Origin of the sequence: Streptomyces sp. S4.7 (assembly GCF_010384365.1) — a bacterium.
GTDB lineage: Bacteria > Actinomycetota > Actinomycetes > Streptomycetales > Streptomycetaceae > Streptomyces.
The window spans coordinates 117,800-144,637 of record NZ_CP048397.1 but is presented as its reverse complement, the minus strand read 5'-3'; the positions used below and the strand labels follow the sequence as shown (position 1 = coordinate 144,637).

Sequence of the window (26,838 nt, the reverse complement as noted above, 5' to 3'; positions counted from 1 at the left end):
CGCCAGCCCGACGGGGAAATGACGTCATCCTGGGACGTCTCACCCTCTGACCTGCTGGAACGTCGCCCGTCGAGTCCGCACGGCGGGACGACCGCGAACGGGGACGCCGATTTCGCGCCGGGGCGGGGTCCCCCCTCGGCAGGCGCGGTGATGATGCAGAATGAGCGCGGAAGACGGGGCCGGACCAGCGGTCCCGAACGCGAATGGGGGAAACATGTCGCGTTGGAAGCCGCTGCCCGCCGAACTGCACCCGCACGTGCACCAGTTGATCGTGCGACTGCGCAGACTGAAGGACCGCGGGGAGCTGAGCACGCGCCGGCTGGGCGTGAAAACCGGGTACAGCGCGAGATCGTGGCAGCGCTGTCTGAACGGTCGGTCACTGCCGCCCCGGGAGGCCGTCGAGGCGATGGCCCGCATCGGCGGTGAGGATCCGGCGCGGCTGCTGGCGCTGCACGAGACAGCGGCCGAACACTGGGCCCGGGGACGCCCGGCCGCCCCCGACGGCGGGGAGAGCGCTTCGGAGAGCGGCCGGGAAGGCGCTCCGGTGACGCCGCTCCACGCCCCCACGGAGCAGCAGCCGTACGGGCGTTCTCTGCGCGCCGCGGTCATGGCCGGAGCGGTGGCGCTGGTGTTGTCCGTCTCCGCGGTGTTCCTGCTGGCCGTACGCCTCGCCGACGCCCGCGCCGAGCTCGCGGACCGGGCCGGCACGGCCCCGGCGACCCCGGCCACCGTGTCGGAGACCCTGATACCGGTCTCCTACACCTGCCGTTTGGCCCGGCATGACGGCCGCTGGTACGCGGGCCACAGCAACACCACGGACATCATCCTGGCGTACACGCACGTGGGGCGGGAGGTGGCCGAGGCGCAGTGCCTGCTGCGCCGGGCCGGTTTCTCGCCGGGTGACATCGATGGCGTCTTCGGCCCGCGGACGCAGCGCGCCGTCGAGCGAATACAGAAGCGGGACAAGCTGGTCGTGGACGGTGTCATCGGCTCGCACACCTGGAAGTCCCTGCGGGCGGCGGCGCCCGAGTGACCGCGGAGAACGACCGGTTGGCCGCGGCACTGCGGGAGTTGCGGGCCCGTACCGGTCTGAGCCTGGCGGCGCTGTCGGAACGGACCCCGTACAGCAAGTCCTCGTGGGAGCGTTACCTCAACGGCAAGAGCCTGCCCCCTCGTCAGGCCGTACAGGAGCTGTGTCGACTCGCGAACGAGCCGCACGGGCGGCTGTCGGCCCTGTGGGAGATCGCCGAGTCCGGCTGGAGCGGACGCGCGGCGTCCCCGGCCCCCGCGGCCGAGGACGCGCCGCCCCCCACCACCGAAGCCGAGCATCCGCCCCGGCCCGCTGAGAGCGGACGGCCCCGCGGCCGCAGGGGCCGTCTCATGGTGGTGCTGGTGTCGGCGTACGCCGTGATCGTCGGCGGTGCGGCACTGGTGTTCTTCCTGCTGTCGGACCGGGGGAGCCCCGCGGACGAACCGCCTGTGGACTCCGCCCCCTACTCTCTCGGCCCCCAGTGCCACGGAGACGCCTGCGAGGGCCGGGACCCGATGCGCCTGATCTGCAGCGTCGGCCCCGCCACCCTCACCACCTACCGCACCGCCACCGGCGCCCACGTGGAACTGCGCTACAGCGAGAAGTGCGGTGCGACCTGGGCCCGGGTGTGGGGGGCCCGGATCGGCGACCTGGTGGAGGTCACGGCGGCCGGCCCGACCCGAGACGTACGCATCAAGGACACCGCCGACGAGGAAACCTACGTCTACACCCAGATGACCGCGGCCGTCCCCGGCGGCACCGTCCGGGCCTGCTTCAGCCCCACGCCGCCCAACGGCGAACGGGAGTGCGTCGAGGCCCGCGTGGGCTAGCCCGCGTCCGGACGCGGGCCGCCTCAACTGCGCGGGCGGAAGGCCGGAGCGCGCGCTTCGATCACATGCTCCGGCCGTGGTGGTCCACCAGCGCGGTGAGGAGTCGGGTCAACTCCTCGCGTTCCGACGGGTTCAGAGGTGCGAGCACCACGTTCTCCACCTCGGCGAGCAGACTGTCCAGCTCCAGTATCAGCCGGTGGCCCTGCTCGGTGACGGCGATGATGTTCTGCCGGCGATCGGCGGGGTTGGGTGAGCGTTCCACCCGTCCCTGCTCGGCCAGTTCGTTGATCACCGCGACCATGTCGCTGCGATGGATCCCCGTGCGGCGGCTCAGCTCCGACTGGCTGGCGGGTCCGAACTCGTCCAGTGTGGCGAGCACCGCGTAGTGCCACTTACGGGCGCCCACGCGCGCCAACTCCTCGTTCACCAGGCGATCCGAATGGATCGCGGCCAGTGACAGAAGCCGGGTCCCCAGATTCCGCAGCCGTGCGGCCGTGGCCGGCCAATCGGTCGAACTCGCCAGGTCGGGTGTGCCGTCGCTCATGCCGAGATCGTACGTTGCGTTAGTCCCACTAACAAACTATCGTCGCCGACAAGAGAAACGTTGGTGTGACAAACGATTTCGTACGTCAAACGCCCGGCTGCCCGGCCTTCCGGACGCCGAATGACGCCCCTGGAGTCAAGAGACCATGATCAAGCCGTTCCGCATCGACATACCCCAGGCCGATCTCGACGACCTCACTGACCGGCTCACCCGAACCCGCTGGCCCAACGAGGTCGCCGACGCCGGGTGGGACTACGGCTTCCCGCTGGCGCGGCTCAAGGAACTGGCCGAGTACTGGCGCACCCGCTACGACTGGCGCGAGCACGAGGCGAAGCTCAACGAACTTCCGCACTTCACCACCGGGATCGACGGCCAGAACATCCACTTCGTCCATGTCCGGTCCTCGAAACCGGACGCCCTCGCGCTGATCCTCACCCACGGCTGGCCGGGTTCGTTCCTGGAGTTCCTCGACGTGATCGAGCCGCTGTCGCGCGACTTCCACCTGGTGATTCCCTCCATCCCGGGTTACGGCTTCTCCGGGCCGACCCACGAGCGCGGCTGGGACATCGTCCGGGTCGCACGGGCCTGGGCCGAGCTGATGCGGCGTCTCGGGTACGAGCGCTACGGCGCGCAGGGCGGCGACTTCGGCTCGGGCATCTCAACGGCGCTCGGCGCGGTGGCACCCGAGCAGGTCGTCGGGGTGCACGTCAACTACCTGCCGACCCGGCCGGTCCCCGACGCCGGCGTCGAACTGTCCGAAACGGACGAGGCCCGGCTGGACAAGGTCAGGCAGCTGATGGCGAATCGTCCCCCGTACCAGGCACTGCAGGCCGCCACACCGCAGACCATCGGTTACGCGCTGACCGACTCGCCGGTCGGCCAACTGGCCTGGATCGCCGAGCGCTTCGCCCAGTGGACCGACCCCCGCACGCCGGTCGGCGACGATCGGATGCTCACCGACATCTCGCTGTACTGGCTGACCGCCACGGCGGCTTCCTCGGCGCGGCTGCACCACGACGCTCCCCGGCGGATCGAGCCGTGCCCGGTACCGGTCGGCGTCGCGGTGTTCGCGCACGACATCACACAGTCGGTACGGCCGCTGGCCGAGCGGCTGTACGACATCAGGCACTGGTCGGAGTTCGACCGCGGCGGCCACTTCGCCGCGATGGAGGTGCCGGAGCTGCTCGCCGGGGATGTCCGGGACTTCTTCCTCACCCACACCGGGTAGGACGACCCGGTCGCCGACAGGCGTCGCCGGGATCCGGCCCCGCGGATCGGCATCGGGGCCGTTGGGTAGCCTGCGGCCGTGGAAGAGAGACCGAACACCGGCAGTTGGCTGGAAGACACCCGGACGTCTTACGACACCGTGGCCACCAGCTGCGGAGCTGACCCGCCACTTCCTGGACGAAACACCCGAGGAACGCGCCTTCCTGGCGTTGTTCGCAGACCACGTGCGTGCCGAGGGCGGGGGCCGGGTCGCCGACGTGGGATGCGGGACGGGGAGGATTACGGCGCATCTGCGTCAGTTGGGCGTCGACGCCTAGGGGATCGACCTGTCGCCCGGCCTCGCCCTCGCCGACGCCTCGATCACCGGCCTGGTCGCCTGGTACTCGCTGATCCGTGTCCCCGACGACGAGATCCGGTCGGTCCTCGCGCACTTCAAGCGCGTGCTTCGCCCCGGCGGGCCGCTGCTGCTCGGCTTCCATGTCGGCGACGAGGCGACGCTGAAGACCGAGGGCTACGGCGGGCACCCGATGAAGGTGCGTGTCCACCGGCGGCAACACGCCCAACTCTTCACGTGGCTGGGCGACGCCGGCTTCGTCGTCGAGTCGCACAGAACGCTCACCTCGGCCGGGAGCAGACTCGGCGGGATGATCCTCGCGCGTCGCCGGTCCGCCGACGTACCCGGTGACGGCGGGTGACCGGTCGGCCTGATGCTCTGCGCACGAACACCACGACGTCGGTCTCGACGCGCTGAACCGATGACGACCGCACCCCGGTGCGGTCTCCCCCCTTCCGAAGCCGACGTGTACGAGGGCGACCACGCCTGGATGGGCACCCTCGGCCGGGAGGCCCGCAACGGCGACGCGGCCGGGACGTCGACCGCGCTCCGGGACCCGGCGGCTCCCCGCTGCCCGTCGAGCAGCGGGGGACCGGCGCCGCGCTCCCACCGGACGGGTGCGCGGCGCCACCTCGTCGAGGCCGACGGGCGACCGCGCCGAGGCGCACGAACACGGTCCGCCGCGGCGCCCGAGGTCAGCCGTCTTCGCCGGCGCGTCGGTGCTCGACGACGGAGTCGGGGCCCGGGGACATGATCGTCTCGTGTCCGTTCTCCGCCCGCACGCGGTACGGGGGTGAGCCGTCGGTGCCCAGGACTTCGATGATTTCGACGATCTGGTCGTGCATGCCCACGACCCGGCCGTGGACCACGAGTCGGTCTCCCTTGGTGGCGTGCATCTCACCGGTTCCTTTCGTCGGGCGGCAGGGTGGCTTCTCCGACCTAACCAGGGCGTAACGCCGGGAGCGGTGAACTGACGCCTCGAGACACGAACAGCTGAGGCGCAGTCACCCATTCACGCTCCGCGGACACATGGGGCTCCGGACCGGGCCCGGCCGGCCCCGCCCGGCGACGGACGGTCCCTGAGGCGGAGGGCGGTGCTCGGTGGCGCCGGATGATCTGTCATCCTGTGCGACCTGACTGACACATCATCAACTCCCAAGGGGGGGACACACAGGCATGCGCAGAACCCGTCTCACCACCGCTGTTCTGGCCACCGCGCTCGGCCTCGCCGGCGCACTCGCCACCGGCCCGGTCGCCGGCGCCGCTGACCGGGCCGGCTGCCAGTACAAGGTGGTGTGGCCGACGGCCGGGGTCTACGAGTCACCGCAGCCCAACAGCGCCGTGGTGAAGACCAAGTACGCAGGTGACATCGTCGGCGCCTCGACCTGCGAGGGCGCCACCTACGACGAGTGGAGCTACGTGCTGGTCGCCACCGACGCGGTGGCCGACGGCCGTGGCTGGATACGCGCCGAGGCCGTCGTCTACGTCTGACGGCGCTGACGCGTGGCCCGGCCGGGGGAGTCGCTCTCCGGCCGGGCCACGTGCCGGGCCGCGGTGTGGGGGTGCTGTCGGAGGGCACCCGTGAGGTGTCCCACGAGCCCGCGGACAGGGGGCCGGTACCGGAGAGGGAGACACCGCGTGAAGAAGAAGCAGAAACTGCCCCTCGTCTACAAGCCCGTCGGATTCGCCCTCGGATGGGTGGGCGGAACGCTGGCCGGGATCGCCTTCCGGAAGACGTGGAAGGTGATCCGTCACGAGGACGACGCACCCGACGCCCTGGACCGCGATCGCGGGTGGGGCGAGGTGCTGTTCGCCGCCGCCGTGCAGGGCGCCATCTTCGCCGTGGTACGCAGTGCCGTGGACCGGTCGGGCGCCAAGGCCATCGAACGGGCCACCGGCACCTGGCCGGCCTCGGACAAGGGCGGCCGCGACTGACGGCGCTTCCCCGCGCCTCCGGAGAAGCGCACGTTGCGCGCCGGATACCCGGAAGCGCGGGGCCGGTCCTTGACGGACACGGCCCCGCCCGTCCGGCGGAGCGTCAGCTCGCCCAGACCTCGGCCTCGTCGGCCGGGACGGTGGTGGCCAGGCCCAGTTCCTCGCGGGCGGCGACCGACTTGTTCGGGTCGATGCCGGTGAACGCCGAGTCGTAGGCGAGGTAGAACGTGTCGGCGTCGGCGGCGTCCGCCGTCTTCTTCCAGTTCCCCGCCGCCTTCGTCAGTGTCGCGCGGAGCTTGCCGACCTCGGTGCCCTCGATGCCGTCCAGGCCCTCGACGTGCGCGTCGAGCGCGGCCGCGACGGCCTTGGCCTGCGCCTTGTAGCCGGGAAGGTCGTCCTCGACGGTGTCGTTCTCGGACTGGTTCGCCCACAGGGCCTCGTAGAGCGCGTTCGAACCCTTGAGGTAGGTGTTCTGCTCCGGCTTGAGCGACTTCGCCGTCTCCAGCGTGCCGCTGAACGTGCCCTTCTCCGCGGTGTAGGTGCAGCTCACCGCGCGGTCACCCGTCGCTCAGCTCTCCTTGGTCGGGGTGTAGTAGAAGAGGGCGACGCCCTTGGGGAGCGCCCAGGTGTCCGCGGCGTACTTCTGCGCCTCGACCGGACACCGGTCGTCCGCGACCGTCGCGATCCCGTCGTCGCCCGGGTACTCCACGCCCTTGTCGATCGCGAACTCGCCGACGGACCTGGCCCTCGTGCGCCTCGTCGCAGGGCACGATCTCGACGGTGTACGCGGTCGAGGGTTGTATCCCCGCGCACGTCGGCCCCATGATCAGTGACCTCACGGCGCACACGGCTCACCGAACACACCGCGCAGCGCCGCGAGCTTGCGCGGCAGGTCGTACTCCGCGCCTCCCTCGTGGCCGTCGTACGGGAACACCTCGATCTCGGCCGGACCGGCGTAGGCGTGGTAGGCCGCGTACACCGTCGAGGACGGGCGGATCCGGTCCATCAGGCCCACCGAGAACCACGCGGGCGCGGTGGCCCGCGCCGCGAAGTTGACCCCGTCGAAGTACGACAGGGTGTTCATCGCCTCCTCGACCCGGAATCGGTGCCCGGACAGCCAGCGGGCGATCTCCGCGTAGGGTCCCGCGTCCGTGATCTGCGATCCGCGCCGGAAGTGGCACAGGAACGGCACATCGGCGACGGTTGCCGCCATGTCCTCGCGGAGCCCGGCCACCGCCAGGGCGAGACCGCCGCCCTGACTGCCGCCGAGGACCGCGACCCTGGAGGAGTCCACGGCCTCGTGTGCCTTGACCGCGTCGACGGCCCGTACCGCGTCGGTGATGAGCCGCCGGTAGTAGTGCCGGGCGGGATCCTCGATGCCCCGGGTCAGGAACCCGGGGGAGGACGAGCCGTGCCCGTCCGGGCCGAAGTCCGGGGTGTCCGAGGTGTTCTTGCCGCCGCCCTGGCCCCGGTTGTCCATGACGAGGTGGGCGTAGCCGAGCGCGCTCCAGGTCAGCCAGGAGTACGGGATGCCGCGGCCACCGTTGTAGCCGATGTACTGCATCACGGCCGACAGCGGTCCCGAGCGGACGCGCGGCAGCATGAGCCAGGCCTTCACCGGCTGCCCGCCCCAGCCGCGGAACGTCACGTCGAACACGTCCACGGTCGCGAATCCGGCGTCGTACGGCTCGAACGTGGCGTCCAGGCCGTGACGGGCCGTCTCGCTGAGCGTCTTCTCCCAGAAGGCGTCGAAGTCGGCCGGTTCCTCCGGCCGCGGCCGGTACTCGCGCAACCGCTCCAGGGGCATGTCGAACAGCAAGGGTCTAGTTCCTCTTCAGGGTGAGGTTGAGCGTCGCGCCGTGCAGGTTCGCCGTGTCGGCGGTGATCCGGCTGCCCCGCCCGGTGGCGGTGGCGCGTACACCGGGGTCGGCCGCGGCGACCGTCAGGCCGCGCCGGGCGAGATCCACGACCGCCGAGGAGCGCAACTGCGTCGGATCCGAGAGGGCCACGGTGACGGTCCGGCCCTCCGGCCGCACCAGCACCGAGGCGGGGCCGTCCGCGGCGAGCTCCTGCGACGGCGACGCGCCCGCGGTCCAGAAGTTCGCGGTCCAGAAGTTCGCGGCGAGCAGGCCGTCCGCGCGGCGGCGCACGGCATGTACCGCCGTCGAGTCGGAGACGAGCTCCACCGGGGGCGCGGCCGCCCACTGCCTGGTGCGCCCGGCGGACGCGGCCGGTGCCTGCAGCCAGAAGTAGCTCGCGCCGGCCGGTGCCGCCCCGTGGTCCTGCCACAGCGTCAGATAGGGGCGGGTGACGGGAGTGTCCGTGCCGTACTTGAGGTTGATCTCCCGCCAGGTCGCGGTGCGTTCCTCACGCAGAGCGCGCAGCGTGGCCGGCTTCGGGAAGACGTAGCCGCCGGTCCCTTCGGCGTGCAGCCACCGCGCCCCGGGGGCGCCGGCGTCCGTCCTCTTCGCGTAGTCGGCCGAGCCGTCCTTGATCAGGTCCTTGAAGAACTGCAGCGCCTCGACGCCACCCGCTTCGGTGAACAGCACCTTCTTGCCGTCCTCGCTGAACAGCCGGCCGCCGTTGGCGAAGAGGAAGGTCTCCCAGCACTGGCGCAGATCGATGGAGAACGGGTCGAAGCCGAGCCGGCCGTCCTTCGTCAGCTGCTTCGCCACGGCGCGCAACTCCGCCCAGTTGGCCGGGGTCTTCTTGATCCCGGCCTCCGCGAAGTGGTCCTTGCGGTAGCTGTCCAGCATCAGTGTGGACAACGCGATGGGCGCGGAGCTCGCCACGCGCCATCTGATCGAACTGGGCCACCGAAGACTGGCGTTCGTCTCCGGTTCGGTGAACAGCGTCAACCGCCGCGAGCGGCTCCGCGGCTTCCGGTCCGCGCTCGAATCGGCGGGCCTCGACCCGGCCGACGCGATCGTGTGGCCCGGCGCGGACACCACCGAGTTCGGCGACAAGGACGCGGCCGAGCTGGGCCGCAACGCGTCCCGCGAGCTGCTGTCGCGGCCGCGTCCGCCCACCGGCTTCGTCGCGATCAACGACATGTGTGCGATCGGCATCTGCCGTGGTGCCAAGGACGTCGGACTCCGCGCCGGGCGGGACGTCGCGGTGGTCGGGTTCGACGACATCCTGCTCGCCGATCTCTTCGAACCGCCGCTGACCACGGTCCGCCAGCCGCTTCCGGAGATGGCGGCCGAGACCTTCCAGCAGCTGCGGGCCCGGATCGAATCGGCCCCGGCGGCCGGACGGTCACTGCTGATCGGGCCCCGGCTGGTGATCAGGGAATCGACGGCACCGGCGCCGACCACCGTTCCGGCCCAGTCCACCGCTCCCGCACTCGCGGCGGCGGGAGCCGAAGACGTCGAGGCCGGCTGACGACGACGACGACGCCGACGCTCCGCCGGGTCCGGGCGTTCCGGCTGTTCGGGCCGGTGGTGCGCGAGTTACCCGGCCGCGGGCGCGACGTCCGGGGTGACCCCCGCGCCGAAGTCCGCGCGGGTCGGGAGGTCACAGCGCGCCGGCTCGCCCGGATTCCCGTCGTGCGTCACGCCTTCGCCCGCATCCCCGCCCTCGAACTGCGTGCGGTACAGCTCCGCGTAGCGCCCCCGCGCACTCAGAAGTCCTTCGTGTGTGCCCCGTTCCACGATCCGGCCGTCCTCCACCACGAGGATCAGATCGGCGGCCCGCACGGTGGAGAGACGGTGCGCGATCACGACGGCGGTGCGGCCTTCCAGAGCCTCGGCGAGCGCCGCCTGGACCGCGGCCTCCGAGGTGTTGTCGAGATGCGCGGTCGCCTCGTCGAGGATCACCACACGCTGACGGGCGAGGAGCAGCCGGGCGATGGTCATGCGCTGGCGTTCGCCGCCGGAGAGCCGGTAGCCGCGTTCACCGACGACGGTGGCGAGGCCGTCGGGCAGTGACTGGACGAGACCGTCGAGGCGGGCCCGGCGCAGGACGTCCCACAGCTCCTCGTCGGTGGCCTCGGGCCGGGCGAGCAGCAGGTTGGCGCGAACGGATTCGTGGAAGAGGTGGCCGTCCTGGGTCACCATGCCGAGCGTGTCGCGCAGCGATGTGGCCGACAGGTCGCGTACGTCGACACCGCCGATGCGGACGGCGCCCGCGTCGACGTCGTAGAGCCGGGGGAGCAGTTGCGCCAGGGTCGACTTGCCCGCCCCGGACGAGCCCACGAGAGCGACCGTCCAGCCGGGCTCGGCGCGGAACGAGATGCCGTGGAGGACCTCGTCGCCGCCCCGGGTGTCGAGCGAGGCGACCTCCTCCAGCGAGGCCAGGGAGACCTTGTCTGCGGAGGGATAGCTGAAGCGTACGGCGTCGAACTCGACGGAGACCGGCCCGTCGGGAACCCGCCGCGCATCGGCTCGCTCGACGATCAGGGGCCGGAGACCGAGGACTTCGAAGACCCGCTCGAAGCTGACGAGGGCGCTCATCACCTCGACGCGCGCACCGGCGAGCGCGGTCAGCGGCGCGTAGAGGCGCACGAGAAGCAGGGAGAGCGCGACCACCGCGCCGGGGTCGAGGCTGCCCCGCAGGGCATAGGAGCCACCGAGCCCGTAGACGAGCGCCAGGGCCAGTGCGGAGACGAGCGTCAGGGCCGTGATGAACGTGGACTGCGCCATGGCCGTACGGACCCCGATGTCCCGTACCCTGCGGGCCCGCGCCGCGAATTCGGCGGATTCGTCGGCAGGCCGCCCGAACAGCTTGATCAGCGTCGCGCCCGGTGCCGAGAACCGCTCGGTCATCCGGTTGCCCATCGAGGCGTTCAGGTCGGCCGCCTCCCTCTGGAGCCGCGCCATGCGCGAGCCCATCCGGCGCGCGGGCACCACGAACACGGGCAGCAGCACGAGCGCGAGGAGCGTGATGCGCCAGGAGAGTGTGAGCATCACCGCGAGGGTCAGCACCAGTGTCACCACATTGCTGACGACACCGGAGAGCGTGTTGCTGAAGGCACGCTGTGCACCGATCACATCATTGTTGAGCCGGCTGACCAGCGCTCCGGTACGGGTGCGGGTGAAGAAGGCGACGGGCATGCGCTGGACGTGGTCGAAGACCGCGATCCGCAAGTCCAGGATCAGCCCCTCGCCAAGGGTGGCGGAGAGCCGGCGGCCGAGCAGGCCGAGACCGGCTTCGGCGACCGCGATGAACGCGATGAGCAGAGCGAGCTGAACCACCAGCCGCTCGTCACCGCCGGACACGATCGCGTCGACAACACGGCCCGCGAGGACGGGAGTCGCCACCGCGAGCAGCGCGGTGGCGACCCCGAGCAGGACGAACTGGATGATGCGACGGCGGTGCGGCCGGGCAAAGCCGGCGATTCTCCGGAGGGTGGCGCGGTCGAACGATCTGCGCTCCGGGCGGGCGTTCATGACGTTGTGCAACTGCGTCCAGGCTGTGGACTCCATACTCATGCGAGGACCGTAGAACCTCAACCGACGTTCAGGTCAAGCCACGCCCGTGTTACCGGGAGCCGCCCGACCCGTTCCCGAGTCCCGTATGAGCGGTGGCCGACCTGGAGGGGGAGGCCGGGCGGGTGACATCCCCCGGCACCAGCGCGACCGGCGCGGCGACCGTACCGGTGCGCCGCGCCGAACCGTGCGGGCGAGGGGAGCCGGCCGCTCGGTACGGGTTCTCGGAGATCCGGCAGAGGACCGGCCGGGCGAACGGCCGGCGCTCCGCCCGCGAGACCGGCCGCGCCACCACGCTCTCGCCCTCGTCCGCCGCGTCGGCGACCGCAACGTGACGTCCCGTGACGTCCGCGGCACGTATCTGAGCGCGGGCCCGGTCTCAGGAGTGTTCGCCGCCGGGGACGTCCTGCTGTTCCTCGGCGAGAACGCTCCCGGCGCCGACCGGCGGGTCGGTCAGGTGTCTCAGGGTGCCGGTCAGCCGCAGGATGCGGTCCAGGGAGGCCGGGCGCCCGTCGAGATGCAGCCGCACCCCGGCCGCGTCGGTGACCCGGTGGACCGCCAGCAGGGTGGCCAGGCCCATGGAGTCGCAGGTGACCAACCGGGAGCAGTCCAGGCGCAGATGGCGCGTGCCGGTGTGGCGGGACAGCTGCCGGCGGGCCTCGTCGAGGAGCCGCTGGGAGCTGTCGTAGTCGAGGTCGCCCTCGATGCTCACGCACACGGTGTGCTCATTGGTCAGCGAGACGGTCAGCAGCAGGCCGGCGGGCGGAATGGTCGTCATCGGAGCACTCCTGATCCGGATCGTGCGGCGGGAACGGCGGAGCGGTCCAGCGCCTGTCGGGCGTGGTTGATCAAGCGGCCGGCCCGGGGGAACTCCTTCAGTTCCGTCCCGAGGACGTCCAGGGTGGGCGTCAGGGAGGCCGCGGGGACGCCGCGGGCGGTGAGGATGCCCGCCGTCCAGGTGAGGAAGCGGGTGAACAACTGCTCGCAGTCCATGTAGAGGGCGACGACCAGGAAGTCGACGATGTGGCCGAGGTCCTCCGCCGTGTGTTGGCGCTGGCGGTCCGTGTAGGACCGCACGGCGGGGAGACGGTCCTCCAGTCCCGCGAGAGCGGCCTTGACGAGGCGGCTGCTGTCCCGCCGCACCATCGTGTACTCCTGGTCCACGAGATGGGGCAGGTCGTCGACGGGCTGATGGCCGGTGAGCGGCGGTTTCAGTGGGCGCCTCGCCAGCAGATCCGCCGCGGCGCGGCCGTCCGGCGCCCACGCGTCGGCACCCAGCAGCCGGGCGTAACGGCCGTCTTCACCGAAGGCGGCGCCGCCGACCAGCACGGGGACGCCCACCGACTGGCAGGCGGTGATGGCGGCGTGCGCGGCGGGCAGCCGGGTCGCCAGCGAACTGGACAGCGCGACGGCGTCCGGGCCCGTACGGTGCACATGGGCGATCAGGTGCGGGGTGGGCACCTGGGCACCGAGGTAGTCGACGTGCCAGCCGCGCAGCCGCAGCACCTCGGCGAGCAGCCGGGCGGGAAGCGCGTGCCACTCACCGTCCACACAGGCGACGGTGATACGTCCGGGACCGTCCTGGCCGGTGACGCGTCCGGGCCGGCCCAGGGCCGGGTCCGGAGCGCGGCGCGCCGCGAGGGCGGCGATCATCCGGTCGTTGACCGCCGTCGCCGCGTGCTCCATCGCCACGCTCATCCGGTTCGCGGCCCACTCCTCGCCCACCTTGCGCTGGACGGTGCCTATGACGTCGAGCAGGAGGGACTCGTCATCGGCTCCCTGGCCGTGGGCGCCCAGGACGACGCCGTACGCCGCGTATTCGTCGCCGCGCGACACCGCCTCCCACAACTTCTCGACGGCGCCGCGGAGTTCGGCCTCTCCGAACGGGGTCGGGCGGGCCGGTACGGGGTGCTGCGGGGAGGTACTCATGCGGTGAACCTGCCCGGTCCGCGTCCGCCCACCGCGCTGAGGTGGTTGTTGCGCGGGGCGGTGATCGCGACCACGGCCATGTCGTCGTGCCGTCCACCGCGCACCCACTGGGAGGCCAGCATCTGGATGTGCTCCACCACAGCCGCGGCCGGCATCCCGGCGCACTGGGACAGGGCACTGTGCAGACGCTCCTCGCCGTACAGGTCGCCGCCGAGGGGGCCGCCCCTGGCCTCGGTGATGCCGTCCGTGAACAGCACACAGGTCTCACCGGGCGCGAGACTGGCCTCCACCGTGACGGCCGTCGCCTCGGGCAGCGCGCCCACCAGGGTGCCGCGAGTGCGCGCCTCCTCGACGTGTCCGTCGCCGCGCACGATCAGCGGGGCCGGATGGCCGGCGCTGGTCAGCCGCAACCGCACGCTGCCCGCGTGCCGTACGGCCGAGGCGAGGACGAGGGTCGCGAAACGGGTGTGGTGCGAGTTGAGCAGGGCGCCGTTGAGCAGGCTCAGCACCCGCTGGTGGTCGTCGGCCATCGGGAGCAGCGCGTGGAGCGTGTTGCGGATCTTGCCGGTGAGCACGGCGGCCTCCAGACCCTTGCCGCACACGTCACCGAGGATGACGAGGGACTCCTGCCCCTCCGCGTCGGCGGGCGCGAGGTGGACGTCGTAGAAGTCACCGCCGACACGTTCGCTGTCGGCCGCGGGCCGGTAGGCGCCGGCGAACTCCACGCCGGACACGTTGTGCAGCACCGGCGGCAGCAGTTCACGCATCAGCGTCTCGGTGATGGAGCTCTGCTCCGCGTACAGCCGGGCCGCGGAGAGCGCGGCCCCCGCACGGGCCGCGAACAGCCGGGTGAAGACCTCCTCGTTCTCGGTGAACGGCGCCTGATCCGCACCCCGGAGCAGCACCAGGGCGCCGGCCGGCACACCATGGCCGGGCAGCGGGGTCACCACTATCGAGCCGACCGTGCCGAAGCCCTCCGGAACGATCCAGGCGGGCGCGGCGGCGGGGTCGATCCAGCGTGAGGGCACCGGCGGGAAACCCTGGAGGGCCTCGGGCAGGCCGGGGACGAGGTCGGGCTCGACGCCGAGCTGGCGGCGCACCGGCTCGCCGTCACGCGTGCACGAGACCATCGCCAGCCCACGGCCGGCGGGCGGCTCGATCACCAGGGCGGCGTCGGCGAGGTGTCCGGCGGCGAGCCTCGCGGTCGTCGCCGTGCAGCGGGCCAGATTGAGCGACGACAGAAGCGCGTTCGAGGCGTCACCCAGAAAGGCGGTCCGTTCGCGCTCCATGTGCAGCGCCTTGCGGGCCAGCCGGTGATCGGTGTCGTCCACCAGCCACCACACGACCTCACCGGTCTCCTCGCAGGTGGGGTGCGCCTCGAAGCTGCGCTCGCCGATCTCACCGCGGACGGCGGGGCTTACGGAGGTGGCCGTGACGGCCGCTTCCGTACGCGTACGGCTCCCGACCGGAACGGAGGCCAGGTTCTGGTGCGCGGTGGCCAGCCACGCGGGCACCGCGTGGGTCACGTTCGCCCCCGGGCGTGCGCGCGGGAGCAGGGCCGATGCGGTGTCGTTGAGGAAGCGCACGACGCCGTGCCCGTCCGCGACGAGCACCGGATACGGCGCCAGACGGAGAGCGGATCTCTTCATGCCACCACCCGTATCGGTCGGTTGTTCCGCGGAAGTCGCCACACTCGTGAGGTCCGCAGTGCGGCCTCGTCACCCCTTTCATCTCGACATGGAACGGTTGCCCCCTGAGAACCGTCCCGCACCTCCGACCTTGACGGCAAATACCAACGAATCACACCTAAAGCGCGTGAAAGGCGCAAATCACCATTCCTGCCTTGAGGTGCTCCGGCCGGAGGCGCGCTTCCGACCCCCGCCGTTGCGGAGTCGGGCACCGCTCATGGCAAGCTGACCCGGTGTTCGAGGACTCGGAGAGCGCGGTCACAGGAACCGCCGACAAGGGCGTCTTCATCGTGACGGTGAAGGGCGGTATCGGTTTCGACAGTGCGGGGGAGCTGAAGGAGGCGCTGGCAGAAGCGTGCCGGGCGGACAGCCCGAGGACGGTGGTCGACCTGTCCGGGCTGATGTTCGCCGACTCCGCGGTACTGCACGTACTGCTCGGCGCCCAGCGCGAACACCGCGCGGCGGGGCGCCGAATGGTGGTCGCCGGACCACTCGGCCCAACCGTGCTGCGCCTGTTCGAAGTCACGGGGACTTCGGACTTCTTCACCATGGCCCCGACCCTCGACGCCGCAGTGACCTCGTAGAGCTGTGACATGACGGACGGCGCACGATCCCGGAACCCACCGCGTGAAGACCGGTCGCCGGGGCAGGCGGGGCATACGGTGAACGCGGAACAGGCAGAAGACGAGACCCAGGGCGGAGCTCCGAGCGCGGACTCCGTGGAGGCCGGGCCGCTCCCGGCCCTGCCGGCGAACGCGGCAGCGGCGCGGGCGCACGTCCTGGCGCTGCTGCACAGCGGGTTTTGCGCGATAGACGAGACCACTCTCGACGATGTCGTGCTCGCCGACGCGCTGCTCGTCACCTCCGAGCTGGTCACCAACGCGCTGCGACACGGCGGCGGTATCACGGACTTCGTCGCCGAACTGGCCGACGACAGGCTGCGGATCACGGTGGCCGATGCCAGCGACCAGCCACCGGTCACCGTCACGCGCCGTCCCGGTGAACACACCGCCGGCGGATACGGCTGGCTGCTCGTCTGCCGGCTGGCCGAGAGTGTCGCCGTCACGATGACGGGCTCGGGCAAGCGGATCGAAGCGCTGCTGAGGCTCTCCTGAGCCGACAGGCTCCGATCAACAGCCTCTCGACAACGCGCATGAGCACACCAACCCACCTGTGGACAGGGCGCGGACCGAGCGCGGGTCCGCCATGGATCCCCGCCGGACCGGGCCCGGCCGGGGCGAACCGCGACGACCCCCACACCTGAACACACGCCCGGCAGCGCGTCGAACGGCTCATTCCTCGTCGTCGAGGCCCTCGACGTCGGCAGTACTCCAGAGCCTGCCCGGCGGAGACATCGAATCCGTTCATGATGTCGTGAGCGAGATTGAGGGTGGCCTCACAACCCCGGCGATACGCAAGGTCGCGGGTGGTTGCGCTCAACGCCGGGCTCTGCATCGTCCGAACTGCCCGGTGGCGCACCGTTGTCGGACATCGGCTCAGCATGGGTCGAGCCCGGCACGACGATGATCGGCAGCCGGTGCCCGCGGCCGTCCGCGCGGCCGGGCTCGGGCGGTGATCGTGAGTGCACCAGGGTGTGTGTTCGGAAGTGATCCCAGCGCTCCTGTCGGAGTGACCTTCTGAAGGAGTGCGCCAGGGTGGTGTGTTGACAGACGGTGCCCGGTGACGGCGCGAAAGATCTGATCATTTAGCTCGTTCGGGGGTCATAGGCCCGATTCGTCGAAAGGGTCGGCCGGCGGCGTGGATGATCTTGGCCGAGGTGCCTTCTGCCCTGGGGAATTCTCCGGCCCGGGGCGTCTTTTGCCGATCCTGGAGGATCCATGCGACACCCTGTCTCCCGCCTGCGCACGAGAGCGCTCAACTGCGCTCCCATCAGCAAGCGCGCCACCCTGGTCCACCCCAACGCCGAAGGACACGCCAACACCGCCGCCCACGTCGAACGAGCCATCCGCATCGCACTCCTGACCTGACCGACCGGGCTCCGCGAGGTGTCCGCGGTGAAAGTCTGCGTCCGTACGGGGCAGTGGCCACGGGTTTCAGCCCGATGCCCGACAGGGGCCGGTATCACTTGGAACCTCAGCGTCGACAAGCGCGAGCCGGTGGCGCCGAAGGCCCTCGCGGACGGGCCGTGCGACAACACGGCCGTGGTCCGCACCCCCGCCCCGTAGCAGCTGTTCCCCGCTCCGGGGTGCCGATGCCTGATGGCCCCGGCACCCCGGACGGATGACTTCCATCCCTTTTCCCTGTTTCATACCGTCGTGCTGAAGGGTGTTCGTGATGAGCCGAGGCTTGATCGTCGTGGATGTGCAGAACGACTTCTGTGAAGGAGGCAGCGTCCCCGTCGCGGGCGGCGCCCGGATCGCCACGGCGATCGCTGAACTGGTGGGGCGGAGCGGGGGCAGCGACTACCAGTACGTCGTCGCCACCCGGGACCACCACATCGACCCCGGAAGTCACTTTTCCGAGAACCCCGACTTCAAGGACAGCTTCCCCGTCCACTGCGTGGCAGGAAACGAAGGCGGAGAGTTCCACCCCCACTTCGCCCCCGCAGTCGCCGACGGCAGGATCGACGCCGTCTTCTTCAAGGGCGCCCACAGCGCCTCCAAGAGCGGCTTCGAAGGCGCGGACGAACACGGCACAGCCCTCGCTGACTGGTTGCGCTCTCGCGGGGTGGAGGACGTCGACGTGGTGGGCATCGCCACGGACCACTGCGTGCGCGCGACCGCGCTGGACGCCGTCAAGGCCGGGTTCCGCGCCCGTGTACTCCTGGACTACTCCGTCGGCGTCGCCCCGGACACCACGGCGTCGACCCTGGACGACTTCCGCCAGGCAGGCGTCGCCGTCTCCGGCGAAACGCCCGTACCGCGATAGCGGCCCTCCCGAGCACTGCCCGGTGGTCGATGATCCGGTCGGCCGCGGACTTCGACACACCGGCCCATGATCCTGGCAGTGCTTGGTTCGCCGCTGTCGGTCCTTTTGGGTCCGGTGTCATCGGGTGATGACGAGGGCGACCAACAGACGTTCGCGGCGAAGGATCCGGTCGACCAGGCGTACGAGCCGGTACCTGCAGAACCGTTGAGCTTGGGGACTTCTACCGGGACGGCAACCCGCCGTGGGACTGCGGTGGCACCCCGCCCGAGTTCGTAACCGTGGCGGGGTGCCACCCGACTCGACGAGGTGGGCGCGCCCGGCCCCTACGACCTGTTCTCCGGCCTGATCTGCTACTGCGGGATTCCACGGCACCGCGGCGACCCCTATGCGGCCGGGCTCACGAAGCGTGCCGCCCCCGGCGTACGACTCCTGATGTTCGACTACGGGCCCGAGGCGTTCGACGACCCGATCTCCGGCGTCCCGGCCGACTCAGCGCCAGGTTCGCCGGGTGACAGCCGGCCGACGGGACCCCCGACACGAACCCGGTCCCGACACTCTGGTCCACGCTGCATCGCACCGCCGTCGAACGTCGTTCAGCCGGTGCTTCATCGAATCGCGACAACGGGCCCATCCCGGAACGCGCGGGGACAAAGGGCGATCGACCAGTACTGACGCAACTGGTCCCCGGGACCCCCAGGCCGGCCGAGGGGGTGGGACGGCCACCTCAACGTGTCGTCCGGCCGGGGGCGTGAGGTTCAGCCCCGGGCGAGTTCCGCCAGGGCGTCGAGGTGGGTGGGCGCCCACCCGAGCTCGCGGCGGGCCCGCGCACCGGTGAGTTGCTGGTCGAGGGCGAATGCCTCGGCAATCGGTCCCATCCGCCGTACGGCCTCCTCGATCATGACCGAGTCGATCTTGCCCGGACAACCTGCGGCGTGGCTGAGGGCTTGGGCGACGTCCGCCGGCGGGAGGTTCTGGTCACTGACCCCGGTGGAGACGGAACCGGCCGGGGCGTTCAGGGCCAGAACGAACAGTTCGGCGATGTCGTCGACATGGACCAGGGCCCAGTGGTTGGAGCCGTCCCCGATGCAGGGGACCGCACCGGAGTCGCGTGCCGGATCGACGAAGAACGACTGCACCAGACCGGCGGAGTGGCCGTAGACCAGCCCGGGCCTCACCACCACGGGATGCTCCCCGGAGGCGGCCCTGGCGAGTACACGCCTCTCGTTCTCCAGTGGCCAGGCGGTGATGGCCGGCGGGCTCGTCGGGGCATCCTCGTCCACGACCCCATCGGTGTCGCCGTACACCCAGGCGCCGCCGGTGTGCACGTACGGGCTGCTCGCCGCGCCGTCCTGCATCGCCTCCGCCGCGGCACGGTCGACGTCCGAGGTGCCCTCGGCGTAGTCCACCCCGAGGTGGATCACTCCCTCGGCCCGGCTTGCCGCCTGCCTGAGGACATCGGTGTCGGTGAGCGCGCCCGCGACGGGCGTGGCGCCAAGCTCGGACAAGGCCCGCGCGGAGTGCGTGCTGCGTGCCGGCGCCGTCACCTCGATGCCGCGCCGGGTCAGAGCCTGGACGGTGGGGCGGCCGATGTAGCCGGTGCCGCCTGTGATGAAGACCTTCATCGCCCTCACTGCCCTTTCGGATGGCGGTGGGAGGTCCGCCGCTCCTCCCACCTTGGGCCTGCGGCGCAGGGGCATCCAAGACCTCTTCCGCCATTGGCGATGCCGCTCAGGACATCGGTGCCGGGCAGCGGCGACATCGGCGCATGCCGGCATCAGCGGGAAGTGCCGGTGAGCGCTCCGGGCGAGGCAGGCCTCTCGCTGGGACCGATGTCGCCGACGGCCACACGCGCGACACCGGTATGGGTGCGGCGGGCCGCGGTGGACAGCGGAAGGACGAGGACGCCTTCGGTCTCGCGACGTGCTCCGGCTTCTCCTCCGACTCCGCCGAACGCGAGCCGCGGTCCGGCCCCCCACCGCTGGGCCGGTCGGGGAGGTCGCGTCACTCGGGGACGGCGCCGGGGGCCTGAAGCAAACCCGGCCCGTCAAGACACCGCGGGCCCATCCCCGCGCGGGCGGGGCGCGGTGGAATCACCACTCCAAGGGCCGCGGACGGGTTCGACGCCGGTGGAGTGTGCGCCACCCGGCACATACGGGCTGCCTGGTGGGAGACGCCTACGGACGGACAACTCGCTCACCGCGCCTCCGGACCACGGGCAGTCGCGTGTGCCTCCCGGGCGGTGGCGATCGCCTTCGCGGTGGCCTTGTGCGTCACCCGGGCGGCGAGGCGGTCCAGTTCGGCCGGCGCGGTGGCCCCTTCGACCCGGCCGAGGGCGAAAGCGGCCGCATACGCCACCTTGGCACTGCGCGGGCCCCGCGCGGGCACCTTCTCCAGCGAGATCTCCACCAACGCCCCGAGCGCACGAACCGCGTCGGAATGCGGTGGCAGCAGGGACAACAGCCAGGCAAGGCCACGCACCGCGAGGGCGTTGTACGGGTCGAAGACCTCGTTGAAGTTCCGGTCCTCGCAGAACACGGGTTCCACCCGGAAGGTGCGCGGGACGCCGACCAGAGCGAGCCAGGACACCACGTTCTCCCGCACCGGCTCGGGGCCCAGCGGCACGACGAGCTGCCGAGCCACCCTGTCCCACTTCGCGCTGGGCTTGACGGACGTGGCGGTGAGGGCGTGCGCCAGCAGCGCCCGCCACGGGTCGTCGGGACCGGGCCCCACCTCCTCCAGAGCGTGCTCGGCCCACTTCTCACCCACGTTGAGGACCGGGTCGGTGGGTATCTCACCGGCGCGGAAGAGTGGTGCGGCCGGGAAGCCGTACTCCATGCCACTGCGCCGGAAGGCGGCGATCGCAGCCGGGGTGAGGGAACGGCCGGCGGCCAGCTCCGCCTCCACCAGAACCGAGAAGTGCTCCCCGTACCAGAAGGAATGACATGCGCCGAGGTCGTCGAGCACCTCGACCCGCTCGGCGGACAGCGGGTCCTCGGGGAGATCCGCGGCGAGGATCCCTGCCAGCAGCAGTGTCCTCGCCCGGAACTCGGAGGCTTCCGCGAGGCGGTGGTGACGCTCGACCAGGGAAAGGGCGAGGCTGCGACGACGCTCCGGAGGAAGATGACGCAGCTGATCCAGCAGCTGCTCCGACCAGCCGACGCCCCGATAGCCGCTGTCCCTGACTCCCATAGCGTTGAGAGTCCTGTCCGCGAGCTCGATGTCACCCTCGGCGATGCGGTGGGGGAGACCCATCTCGCTCAGCCCCCCACCAGTGAAACCGGCTTCCGGGACGTCACCTCGGCGTCCTCGGACCGGGCCAGGCCCTGGAACCCCTCGGTCGGCCGCGCGTTGTGACCGGCCACCCTCTGGAAGACCCGCCGGATCAGCTCACACACAGTCAGCCGCTCGTCGGTGATCTCCAGCTCCCGGCCGTCGGAGCGGCCACCTCTGGTCATCACGTCGGCGACAGTCACCTTTCTCATGCCGAATTACACTAGGGGACCGCTCTGACATCGACTCAGCCAGCGGGCCGAAGCGGGGCTCGTACTCGAACGTCCAGGCCCTCCACATCCTCCCGCCGTCCCCGGCGACTACTCCGAAGACGAGTGCGACCAGGGTGGGCCGGGCAGCATCGGGACGTGGTCGACTCCGGCAACCCACCACTCGCAACCGATGACCGCGGGAACACCCTGCTCTCGTTCACACGAGGCGACGAGGACGCGGAGCCCGGGGATGCCCCACTGCCGGCGGCGTTGGTCGCTCTGTGGCGAGACGGCCGGGTCCTCATGGTCCTCGACCGGCACCGCCGGTCCTGGGAACTGCCCGGCGGGTGCATAGAGCAGGGCGAATCACCTCGCCGGGCGGCGGTGCGTGAACTGTCGGAGGAGAGCGGGCAGGCGCCCGACGAACCGTTGCGGTTCATCGGATACGCGAAGTTCGTCCTGGCGCCCGACCGGCGAGTCGAGTACCTGGCCGTGTTCACAGGTCGCTGCTCCGTGGCCCGCGACTTCCGGGCCAACGAGGAGACCACAGCCATTGCCTGGTGGGACCTCCTCGAAGGTCTTCCGGAAGATGTCCAGCCGCTTGACGCCCGTATCGCCGCCCTTACACGGGAGCTCGGCGGCTCGGGTCGGTAGCCGGCCGTGATGGGTATGAAGCCGTCCGCCGCCCTCCTCGGCGGTCAGGAGCCGGGGGCCTTGTGCTGTTCCTGTTTCCAGGTGCGGTGACCGTCAGATGCGCCTGTCCGTTCCCACTGACAATGCCGCGGCGACGGTCATTCCGACGAACCCGCCCTGGGCGTCGTCCCACACCGGGGAGCCGCTGTGGCCTTCCGTGCGTGACGCGGGGACCGGGCAGATGCGCCTCCATCCGCTGGAGCCCCGCTGCCTGGCCGGCGCGCAGGGTGCCCAGCACCCAGACTCCGTGATCCGCGCCATCCGGGTGTCCGAACACCCGGAACGGGTGCTCCCGGACCGCGGTGCCGTCGACGAGCCCCGCCGGCCTGGCGCCTTCGACGGGCCGGCCGACCCGCTGGGCGCCTCGTCCACGGGCGCCGGGAGGCCGAAAGCCTCTCCGACGACGTGTGCGCAGGTGCCCCCTGGACAGGGAGCCACCGCTGAAAAGGTCAAAAGAAGCGCGCGTCAGACGCCCTTCAGGACGCGATCAAGTGCCGCCCGGCCCAGAGGCCCCCAGTTCGGCTTGCCGCCGGGAAGGCCCCGATCTCCGTTCTGCCCCATCAGCATCAGGAAGAGGCTCTTCATGGCGGCCAGCCCGCGGGCGCGCCGGATCGCCGCCTCGTCCGCGCGCGCGTACGTTTCGAAGAACCGTGAGGCCGTGCCCGCGGGCAGCAGCACCCACGCGGCGGCGAGGTCCCACGCCGGGTCGCCGGCGAACATGTCACCGAAGTCGACGATGCCCGAGAGCGTTCCGCCCGAGACGACGACGTTCGCGGGATGGAGGTCGCCGTGCACCCACACCGGCGGGCCCTCCCACGCGTGGGCAGCGACGGCGTCGTCCCAGACGGCCCGGACATCGGCGATGTCGTCGGGGGCGACGGCACGGAGGAAGTCCTCGAAGCCGTCCGTGCAGTTCCCGGGATGGGCACCGCGGTCCGCAGCGATCGGGGCGTCGGCGGGCGCCTCCGCATGGAGCGCCCGGAGGAAGCCCGCCAGCGTGTCGGCCGCGTGGGCGCCGCGGCTGATCGAGCCGTGGTCCAGCGGTTCGCCGGGAACCCACGTCATCACGGTCCAGTGCTTGGGGAAGCGCTCGGACGGTTCGCCGAACCGCACCGGAGTCGGCACCGGGAGCGGAAGGCGCGGAGCCAGCACGGGCAGCCACCGCCGCTCCTTGAGCTGGAGCTCCGGGGTGGGGTCCATGCGCTGCATGCGCACGGCCAACTCGTCCCCGAGACGCCACATTTGGTTGCCCCACCCGCCCGCCACCTCGCGGATGGCCAGCCCCGCAAGGTCTGGATGCTGCTCCCGCAGCAGGTCGCGAACCAGCTCTGTGGTGATCTCGATCTCGGTGTCGGTCATGCAAAGTCACAGTACTGAGGCGACAGGCGGAACGGCTCTCGCTCTCCGGAACATCACTCGCTGTGACCTAGTCCTGTCTTCGAACTGGCGTCTGGCTCACGACGCCTGGCACGCACGCCCGCCGCGTTGCCGGACTCGCCCGAGTACGCCGGTACGGATGCGATCCTCCGTCTTGCGATCGCACGCACCGGACGCCGTGAGCCCCGCCCTGCGGGCGAACGACACCAGTGTGAAGACAGGACCTGGGGCCGGGCAGGGGTCAATCGGCCTCCCGTTCCACCGGCAGCCACAGCTCGGCGTCCGCCTCGCCGCCGTCCGCCGACGTCCGCGTACGAAGGATCTCCGGCCCGGGACGGCTCCGGTACGGGTTCGACGGGAACCACTCGGTGAACACGGTCCGCCACAGCGCCTGCATCGCCTGCGGCGCCTGCCCCGAGGTGGTGAAGACCGCCCATGTCCCGCCCGGCACGGGCAGCGTGGCCATGCCCTCCGGCGCGGACACCGAGGTGACGACCCCGAGGTAGAAGTCGAGGTCGGTGCCCTCCGCCCGGCTGGGATCGAGGTCGTCGCAGACCGAGAGGATGCCGTGCGGCTCCTGGTCGGACAGCTTCTCCAGCAGCTCCCTTCCACGGCCGCCGATCCCGCGGACGAAATCGATGATCGCCTGGTTCGGACCCGAGTGCACGAGCGGTACCCGGGACTTCGCCCCGACGATGCTGAACTCCCGTTTGCGTACGACGCGGTAGCGCATACTGCTGCTCCCGTCGACGATGAGGCGGAAGGCCACCCGGGGCTGGGAGCTGAGCGCCGCGCCGGTGCGCCGCGCCTCGCCGGGCCCGACGCCGTGCACCGCGCGGAACGCCCGCGCGAATGCCTCTCCCGAGCCGTATCCGTACCGCACCGCGATGTCCAGCAGCGTCCGCTCACCGGCCAGCACCTCCGCGCCCGCGACGGTCAGCCGCCGGCGCCTGATGTACTCCGACAGCGGCATCCCCGCGAGCGCCGAGAACATCCGCCGCAGGTGGTACTCCGAGGTGGCCGCGACCCGCGCCAGCTCGCCCACGTCGATGGAACCGCCGAGCCGCCGCTCGATGTGCTCCATGGCCTGATTGAGCCGCTCCAGCACGCCCGCCTCCAAGATCCCGACCATCGATTCAATCAGGCGCGGCCTGCTCGCCGCACCCGAGAAGAGCGGTGCGGCAAGTGTCGGGTGACCGGGACGTGCGGCGCCGCACGATGGCGGCATGAACGAGACGACCTTGGTGACCCGCTTCCTCCGCGACGGCTACGTCAAGCTGGAAGGTGCCGTCGCGCCCCGCGTGGCCGCGAGCTGCGCGCGGCTGCTGTGGAGGGAGACGGGCTCGGACCCGGACCGCCCGGAGACATGGACGCAGCCCGTGCACTGGGTCGGCGGGATGGCACAGGGACCGTTCGCCGCCGCACCCAATTCCCCGGCCCTGCACCGGGCGTACGACCTGCTGGCCGGCGCCGGGCGCTGGGAGCCGCGTTACTCGCTCGGCAGCTTCCCGCTGCGCTTTCCGCACGAGGAGGAGCCCGACGACGCGGGCTGGCACATCGAGGGCAGCTACGCGGTGGAGGGGGAGACCTGGCCCTTCACCAACCTCCGCTCACGTGGCCGGGCCCTGCTGATGCTGTTCCTGTTCAGCGAGGTGGGCGAAGAGGACGCCCCGACCCGGATCCGGGTCGGCTCCCACCTCGACGTGCCGAAGGTGCTGGAGCCGTACGGGGAGGAAGGCGCGAGCGGCCTGGCCATCGCGCCGGACCTCGTAGCGGCATCCGACCACCGGCCGCTCACCCTCGCCACCGGATCCCCGGGTGACGTCTTCCTGTGCCATCCGTTCCTGGTGCACGCGGCGCAGCCGCACCACGGGGCACGGCCGCGCTTCATGGCCCAGCCGCCGCTGATGCCGGCCGCGCCGTACGAACTGGAGCGGGCCGACGGCGCGTACTCACCCGTGGAGATCGCGATCCGCCGGGGCCTGGGGCGGACCACCTCCGGTCCGGACGGCGAGGACGCCGCACCCGCCAACCGGAATTCCCAGCTCCGTCACTAGGCCGTGTCCGGAAGCAGCGCCGTCCGCCCGCAGGCCGGGCGGGACTTTCCGGACTCGGCCTGGGGCGTGCCTGGGAAGTCGGTGACCTGCCCGGTTGACTGCCCGGGGAAGGCGCGGGCGGCCAACCGGAAGCGGCTCGCCCACCGGTGACGTGTCGGCAGTTGTCCGCGGTGTGGACGACGCGTTCGCCCCCCTCAGTGGCTCGGCACCGCCCACCCGGTCAACGGGTCGGGCTCCCCCAGATGAGCCGCCAGCCGCACGGCGTATACCCGGTGGCCCGTTTCGGCGCGGGCGCGCAGCTCGTCGATCCGGCCGTGCTCGATGAGCAGGTCGGCCTGGACCTCGGCCAACTCCTCAACGACGGACGAGTGCTTGACGTCGGCCATCGCGCGGTCGAGAACCTTGACGGCTTCGTCGGTACGCCCCTGCCCGGCCAGCAGCGCGGCGAGTTGTCGAGGCGCGGGCCCACGGGTCCGCAGGATTCTGATCGCCTCCTCGGCGCGGCCCTGTTCGTCCAGGAGCCGGGCCACGTCGAGAGGTCCGGTGGAGGTCACGTCGTAGGGGTTGTGCGACTTGGCCTCCAGGGCGGACAGGGCCTGATCGGCGCGCCCCTGTGACACCAGCAGATCGATCAGATAGCCGTGTGCGTACTCCTCGTCGGCGTCGACGCGCTCCTGCAGCAAGGCGATTGCCTCGTCGACGCGCCCCTGCCCGACCAGCGCATGGGCCACCAGGGGGTATGGAGCGGCGAGTGCTCGCATCTCCTCGATCCGGCCCTGCTCGGCGAGGACGCCCGTCACCAGCGTGCGGGCGTAGGGGCGCCTGCTGTCGCCGGCCATCGTCCGTGCGTCCTCGATCCGGCCCTGGACGAGGAGCAGATGGACCAGCAGGTGCCAACCGGCGTAGTCACTGTCTTCCGGGCGCGCCTGGAGGAAGGCGATGGCCTCCTCGACCAGGTCCTGCGCGCGAAGCAGCTCGATCAACTGGTCGAGGGCGTCCTTCTCAAGGATCTCCAGGCGCACCTTCAGCACGGCGACCGCCGCTTCGAGGTCGTCCTGCCCGGCCGTCGTGTCGGCCAGTGTGCCGGTCAGCAGGAGTGCCAGGCGCGCGTTCCCGGTGCCGGCCAGTGCGCGCAGCTCCTCGATCCGGCCCTGCTCGGCGTAGAGCTCCGCCAGGCGTGCGCGGGCCGGTGCCGTACCGGTGAGGGCCGCCGACCGCAGCTCCTCGATCCGGCCCTCGTCAAGCAGCTTCTGGACGTATCGACGGGTGTCCTCGGCGTAGCCCCTCCGCTCGGGGAACCACCGGCCCCTGTCGACACTGGCCCGCCCGCCGCGCCCCCGCCCGGCCGCTCCCGTGGCGGTCCGGCGATCCGCCCCGCCCCCCTCACCCACCCG

General features: G+C 71.2%; 28 protein-coding genes and 1 pseudogene. 14 read left to right on the top strand and 15 right to left on the bottom strand.

The window, feature by feature from the left end; translation table 11 throughout:
- Nucleotides 1-214 precede the first annotated feature (214 nt).
- Together SSPS47_RS00670 and SSPS47_RS00665 are read left to right on the top strand one after the other, a co-directional pair.
- Nucleotides 215-1,033: a peptidoglycan-binding protein gene (locus SSPS47_RS00670; protein WP_164247619.1), complete on the top strand. Its 819-nt coding sequence runs from the start codon at nt 215-217 to the stop codon at nt 1,031-1,033.
- Nucleotides 1,030-1,860, top strand: coding sequence for an XRE family transcriptional regulator (locus SSPS47_RS00665; protein ID WP_164247617.1), 831 nt, complete (start codon nt 1,030-1,032; stop codon nt 1,858-1,860). The genes SSPS47_RS00670 and SSPS47_RS00665 overlap by 4 nt, the downstream gene beginning before the upstream one ends.
- A 61-nt stretch (nt 1,861-1,921) precedes the next feature.
- Here SSPS47_RS00665 and SSPS47_RS00660 read toward each other — a convergent pair whose 3' ends face one another.
- Nucleotides 1,922-2,404 (bottom strand): MarR family winged helix-turn-helix transcriptional regulator, encoded by a 483-nt coding sequence (locus SSPS47_RS00660; RefSeq protein ID WP_164247615.1) that lies wholly within the window; start codon nt 2,402-2,404, stop codon nt 1,922-1,924.
- A 145-nt stretch (nt 2,405-2,549) separates the two neighbouring features.
- Between SSPS47_RS00660 and SSPS47_RS00655 the strand changes: the two genes are divergently transcribed.
- Both SSPS47_RS00655 and SSPS47_RS36140 read left to right on the top strand, forming a co-directional pair.
- Complete coding sequence (locus tag SSPS47_RS00655) at nt 2,550-3,632, top strand: epoxide hydrolase family protein (RefSeq protein WP_164247613.1); 1,083 nt, start codon at nt 2,550-2,552, stop codon at nt 3,630-3,632.
- A gap of 439 nt (nt 3,633-4,071) precedes the next feature.
- A complete protein-coding gene (locus SSPS47_RS36140) occupies nt 4,072-4,326 on the top strand; it encodes a hypothetical protein (protein ID WP_343234860.1) in 255 nt (84 codons plus the stop codon).
- 334 nt (nt 4,327-4,660) lie between these two features.
- On the opposite strand, the gene SSPS47_RS00645 is transcribed toward SSPS47_RS36140, so the two are convergent.
- A complete protein-coding gene (locus SSPS47_RS00645; RefSeq protein ID WP_147876033.1) occupies nt 4,661-4,861 on the bottom strand; it encodes a DUF1918 domain-containing protein in 201 nt (66 codons plus the stop codon).
- 280 nt (nt 4,862-5,141) lie between these two features.
- Between SSPS47_RS00645 and SSPS47_RS00640 the strand changes: the two genes are divergently transcribed.
- Nucleotides 5,142-5,456, top strand: coding sequence for a glycosyltransferase (locus SSPS47_RS00640; protein ID WP_164247611.1), 315 nt, complete (start codon nt 5,142-5,144; stop codon nt 5,454-5,456).
- 147 nt (nt 5,457-5,603) lie between these two features.
- Nucleotides 5,604-5,900, top strand: a complete 297-nt coding sequence (locus SSPS47_RS00635) for a DUF4235 domain-containing protein (protein ID WP_147876031.1) — start codon at nt 5,604-5,606, stop codon at nt 5,898-5,900.
- Between the two features lie 103 nt (nt 5,901-6,003).
- Here the strand turns inward: SSPS47_RS00635 and SSPS47_RS00630 are convergent.
- The 3 genes and pseudogenes from SSPS47_RS00630 to SSPS47_RS00620 form a co-directional block, all read right to left on the bottom strand.
- Nucleotides 6,004-6,691 (bottom strand): annotated as a pseudogene (locus SSPS47_RS00630) (septum formation family protein); the annotation flags it as partial.
- 44 nt (nt 6,692-6,735) lie between these two features.
- Nucleotides 6,736-7,719 carry an acetylxylan esterase gene (locus SSPS47_RS00625; protein ID WP_164247609.1) on the bottom strand — a complete coding sequence of 328 codons (984 nt, stop codon included), beginning with the start codon at nt 7,717-7,719 and terminating at the stop codon, nt 6,736-6,738.
- A gap of 4 nt (nt 7,720-7,723) precedes the next feature.
- The gene (locus tag SSPS47_RS00620; protein WP_239064709.1) at nt 7,724-8,692 is read right to left on the bottom strand and encodes an extracellular solute-binding protein; all 969 of its coding nucleotides are present in this window, start codon (nt 8,690-8,692) and stop codon (nt 7,724-7,726) included.
- Here SSPS47_RS00620 and SSPS47_RS00610 point away from each other — a divergent pair.
- Nucleotides 8,673-9,284: a substrate-binding domain-containing protein gene (locus tag SSPS47_RS00610; protein WP_239064708.1), complete on the top strand. Its 612-nt coding sequence runs from the start codon at nt 8,673-8,675 to the stop codon at nt 9,282-9,284. The two genes, SSPS47_RS00620 and SSPS47_RS00610, sit on opposite strands and share 20 nt — an antisense overlap.
- A gap of 68 nt (nt 9,285-9,352) precedes the next feature.
- Here the strand turns inward: SSPS47_RS00610 and SSPS47_RS00605 are convergent, their stop codons facing one another.
- The gene (locus SSPS47_RS00605; RefSeq protein WP_203558008.1) at nt 9,353-11,326 is read right to left on the bottom strand and encodes an ABC transporter ATP-binding protein; all 1,974 of its coding nucleotides are present in this window, start codon (nt 11,324-11,326) and stop codon (nt 9,353-9,355) included.
- Between the two features lie 98 nt (nt 11,327-11,424).
- Between SSPS47_RS00605 and SSPS47_RS00600 the strand changes: the two genes are divergently transcribed.
- Nucleotides 11,425-11,664 carry a hypothetical protein gene (locus tag SSPS47_RS00600; RefSeq protein WP_164247605.1) on the top strand — a complete coding sequence of 80 codons (240 nt, stop codon included), beginning with the start codon at nt 11,425-11,427 and terminating at the stop codon, nt 11,662-11,664.
- Nucleotides 11,665-11,708: 44 nt separating this feature from the next.
- On the opposite strand, the gene SSPS47_RS00595 is transcribed toward SSPS47_RS00600, so the two are convergent.
- The 3 genes from SSPS47_RS00595 to SSPS47_RS00585 are packed head-to-tail and all read right to left on the bottom strand — an operon-like array spanning nt 11,709 to nt 14,907.
- Nucleotides 11,709-12,107 (bottom strand): STAS domain-containing protein, encoded by a 399-nt coding sequence (locus tag SSPS47_RS00595; protein WP_164247603.1) that lies wholly within the window; start codon nt 12,105-12,107, stop codon nt 11,709-11,711.
- Nucleotides 12,104-13,258 (bottom strand): cobalamin B12-binding domain-containing protein, encoded by a 1,155-nt coding sequence (locus SSPS47_RS00590; RefSeq protein ID WP_164247601.1) that lies wholly within the window; start codon nt 13,256-13,258, stop codon nt 12,104-12,106. The genes SSPS47_RS00595 and SSPS47_RS00590 overlap by 4 nt, the downstream gene beginning before the upstream one ends.
- Complete coding sequence (locus SSPS47_RS00585) at nt 13,255-14,907, bottom strand: PP2C family protein-serine/threonine phosphatase (RefSeq protein WP_164247599.1); 1,653 nt, start codon at nt 14,905-14,907, stop codon at nt 13,255-13,257. Before SSPS47_RS00585 ends, SSPS47_RS00590 begins: the two co-directional genes overlap by 4 nt.
- Before the next feature lie 272 nt (nt 14,908-15,179).
- Here SSPS47_RS00585 and SSPS47_RS00580 point away from each other — a divergent pair, with 272 nt between their 5' ends.
- The 4 genes from SSPS47_RS00580 (at nt 15,180) to SSPS47_RS00565 (ending at nt 17,835) form a co-directional block, all read left to right on the top strand.
- On the top strand, nt 15,180-15,530 hold the full coding sequence (locus SSPS47_RS00580) for an STAS domain-containing protein (protein ID WP_147876015.1): 351 nt from the start codon (nt 15,180-15,182) through the stop codon (nt 15,528-15,530).
- A gap of 78 nt (nt 15,531-15,608) precedes the next feature.
- Nucleotides 15,609-16,061, top strand: a complete 453-nt coding sequence (locus SSPS47_RS00575; protein ID WP_239064707.1) for an ATP-binding protein — start codon at nt 15,609-15,611, stop codon at nt 16,059-16,061.
- Between the two features lie 723 nt (nt 16,062-16,784).
- On the top strand, nt 16,785-16,934 hold the full coding sequence (locus SSPS47_RS00570; RefSeq protein ID WP_239064706.1) for a hypothetical protein: 150 nt from the start codon (nt 16,785-16,787) through the stop codon (nt 16,932-16,934).
- A 307-nt stretch (nt 16,935-17,241) separates the two neighbouring features.
- Nucleotides 17,242-17,835 carry an isochorismatase family protein gene (locus SSPS47_RS00565; RefSeq protein ID WP_164247596.1) on the top strand — a complete coding sequence of 198 codons (594 nt, stop codon included), beginning with the start codon at nt 17,242-17,244 and terminating at the stop codon, nt 17,833-17,835.
- Nucleotides 17,836-18,590: 755 nt separating this feature from the next.
- Here the strand turns inward: SSPS47_RS00565 and SSPS47_RS00560 are convergent.
- The 3 genes from SSPS47_RS00560 to SSPS47_RS00550 form a co-directional block, all read right to left on the bottom strand.
- Nucleotides 18,591-19,457 carry an NAD-dependent epimerase/dehydratase family protein gene (locus tag SSPS47_RS00560; RefSeq protein ID WP_164247594.1) on the bottom strand — a complete coding sequence of 289 codons (867 nt, stop codon included), beginning with the start codon at nt 19,455-19,457 and terminating at the stop codon, nt 18,591-18,593.
- Nucleotides 19,458-20,028: 571 nt separating this feature from the next.
- Complete coding sequence (locus SSPS47_RS00555) at nt 20,029-21,087, bottom strand: hypothetical protein (RefSeq protein WP_164247592.1); 1,059 nt, start codon at nt 21,085-21,087, stop codon at nt 20,029-20,031.
- Nucleotides 21,088-21,092: 5 nt separating this feature from the next.
- Nucleotides 21,093-21,317: a hypothetical protein gene (locus SSPS47_RS00550; RefSeq protein ID WP_164247406.1), complete on the bottom strand. Its 225-nt coding sequence runs from the start codon at nt 21,315-21,317 to the stop codon at nt 21,093-21,095.
- Between the two features lie 156 nt (nt 21,318-21,473).
- On the opposite strand from SSPS47_RS00550, the gene SSPS47_RS00545 reads away from it, so the two are divergent.
- Nucleotides 21,474-21,971: an NUDIX domain-containing protein gene (locus SSPS47_RS00545; protein WP_239064705.1), complete on the top strand. Its 498-nt coding sequence runs from the start codon at nt 21,474-21,476 to the stop codon at nt 21,969-21,971.
- A 504-nt stretch (nt 21,972-22,475) separates the two neighbouring features.
- Here the strand turns inward: SSPS47_RS00545 and SSPS47_RS00540 are convergent.
- Complete coding sequence (locus SSPS47_RS00540; RefSeq protein ID WP_164247590.1) at nt 22,476-23,369, bottom strand: aminoglycoside phosphotransferase family protein; 894 nt, start codon at nt 23,367-23,369, stop codon at nt 22,476-22,478.
- A gap of 259 nt (nt 23,370-23,628) precedes the next feature.
- Nucleotides 23,629-24,495 carry an AraC family transcriptional regulator gene (locus SSPS47_RS00535; protein ID WP_164254311.1) on the bottom strand — a complete coding sequence of 289 codons (867 nt, stop codon included), beginning with the start codon at nt 24,493-24,495 and terminating at the stop codon, nt 23,629-23,631.
- Nucleotides 24,496-24,613: 118 nt separating this feature from the next.
- Between SSPS47_RS00535 and SSPS47_RS00530 the strand changes: the two genes are divergently transcribed.
- Nucleotides 24,614-25,444, top strand: a complete 831-nt coding sequence (locus SSPS47_RS00530; protein WP_164247588.1) for a phytanoyl-CoA dioxygenase family protein — start codon at nt 24,614-24,616, stop codon at nt 25,442-25,444.
- Between the two features lie 194 nt (nt 25,445-25,638).
- Here the strand turns inward: SSPS47_RS00530 and SSPS47_RS00525 are convergent, their stop codons facing one another.
- Nucleotides 25,639-26,835, bottom strand: a complete 1,197-nt coding sequence (locus tag SSPS47_RS00525; RefSeq protein ID WP_203557754.1) for a hypothetical protein — start codon at nt 26,833-26,835, stop codon at nt 25,639-25,641.
- Between the last annotated feature and the right edge of the window lie 3 nt (nt 26,836-26,838).

What these genes read in the sequence shown, in the direction of transcription:
- SSPS47_RS00670 (WP_164247619.1), top strand. Translation starts at nt 215, where the DNA reads ATGTCGCGTTGGAAGCCGCTGCCCGCCGAACTGCACCCGCACGTGCAC.
- SSPS47_RS00660 (WP_164247615.1), bottom strand. Translation starts at nt 2,404, where the DNA reads ATGAGCGACGGCACACCCGACCTGGCGAGTTCGACCGATTGGCCGGCC.
- SSPS47_RS00655 (WP_164247613.1), top strand. Translation starts at nt 2,550, where the DNA reads ATGATCAAGCCGTTCCGCATCGACATACCCCAGGCCGATCTCGACGAC.
- SSPS47_RS00645 (WP_147876033.1), bottom strand. Translation starts at nt 4,861, where the DNA reads ATGCACGCCACCAAGGGAGACCGACTCGTGGTCCACGGCCGGGTCGTG.
- SSPS47_RS00640 (WP_164247611.1), top strand. Translation starts at nt 5,142, where the DNA reads ATGCGCAGAACCCGTCTCACCACCGCTGTTCTGGCCACCGCGCTCGGC.
- SSPS47_RS00610 (WP_239064708.1), top strand. Translation starts at nt 8,673, where the DNA reads ATGGGCGCGGAGCTCGCCACGCGCCATCTGATCGAACTGGGCCACCGA.
- SSPS47_RS00605 (WP_203558008.1), bottom strand. Translation starts at nt 11,326, where the DNA reads ATGGAGTCCACAGCCTGGACGCAGTTGCACAACGTCATGAACGCCCGC.
- SSPS47_RS00595 (WP_164247603.1), bottom strand. Translation starts at nt 12,107, where the DNA reads ATGACGACCATTCCGCCCGCCGGCCTGCTGCTGACCGTCTCGCTGACC.
- SSPS47_RS00590 (WP_164247601.1), bottom strand. Translation starts at nt 13,258, where the DNA reads ATGAGTACCTCCCCGCAGCACCCCGTACCGGCCCGCCCGACCCCGTTC.
- SSPS47_RS00585 (WP_164247599.1), bottom strand. Translation starts at nt 14,907, where the DNA reads ATGAAGAGATCCGCTCTCCGTCTGGCGCCGTATCCGGTGCTCGTCGCG.
- SSPS47_RS00570 (WP_239064706.1), top strand. Translation starts at nt 16,785, where the DNA reads ATGCGACACCCTGTCTCCCGCCTGCGCACGAGAGCGCTCAACTGCGCT.
- SSPS47_RS00565 (WP_164247596.1), top strand. Translation starts at nt 17,242, where the DNA reads ATGAGCCGAGGCTTGATCGTCGTGGATGTGCAGAACGACTTCTGTGAA.
- SSPS47_RS00560 (WP_164247594.1), bottom strand. Translation starts at nt 19,457, where the DNA reads ATGAAGGTCTTCATCACAGGCGGCACCGGCTACATCGGCCGCCCCACC.
- SSPS47_RS00555 (WP_164247592.1), bottom strand. Translation starts at nt 21,087, where the DNA reads ATGGGTCTCCCCCACCGCATCGCCGAGGGTGACATCGAGCTCGCGGAC.
- SSPS47_RS00550 (WP_164247406.1), bottom strand. Translation starts at nt 21,317, where the DNA reads ATGAGAAAGGTGACTGTCGCCGACGTGATGACCAGAGGTGGCCGCTCC.
- SSPS47_RS00540 (WP_164247590.1), bottom strand. Translation starts at nt 23,369, where the DNA reads ATGACCGACACCGAGATCGAGATCACCACAGAGCTGGTTCGCGACCTG.
- SSPS47_RS00530 (WP_164247588.1), top strand. Translation starts at nt 24,614, where the DNA reads ATGAACGAGACGACCTTGGTGACCCGCTTCCTCCGCGACGGCTACGTC.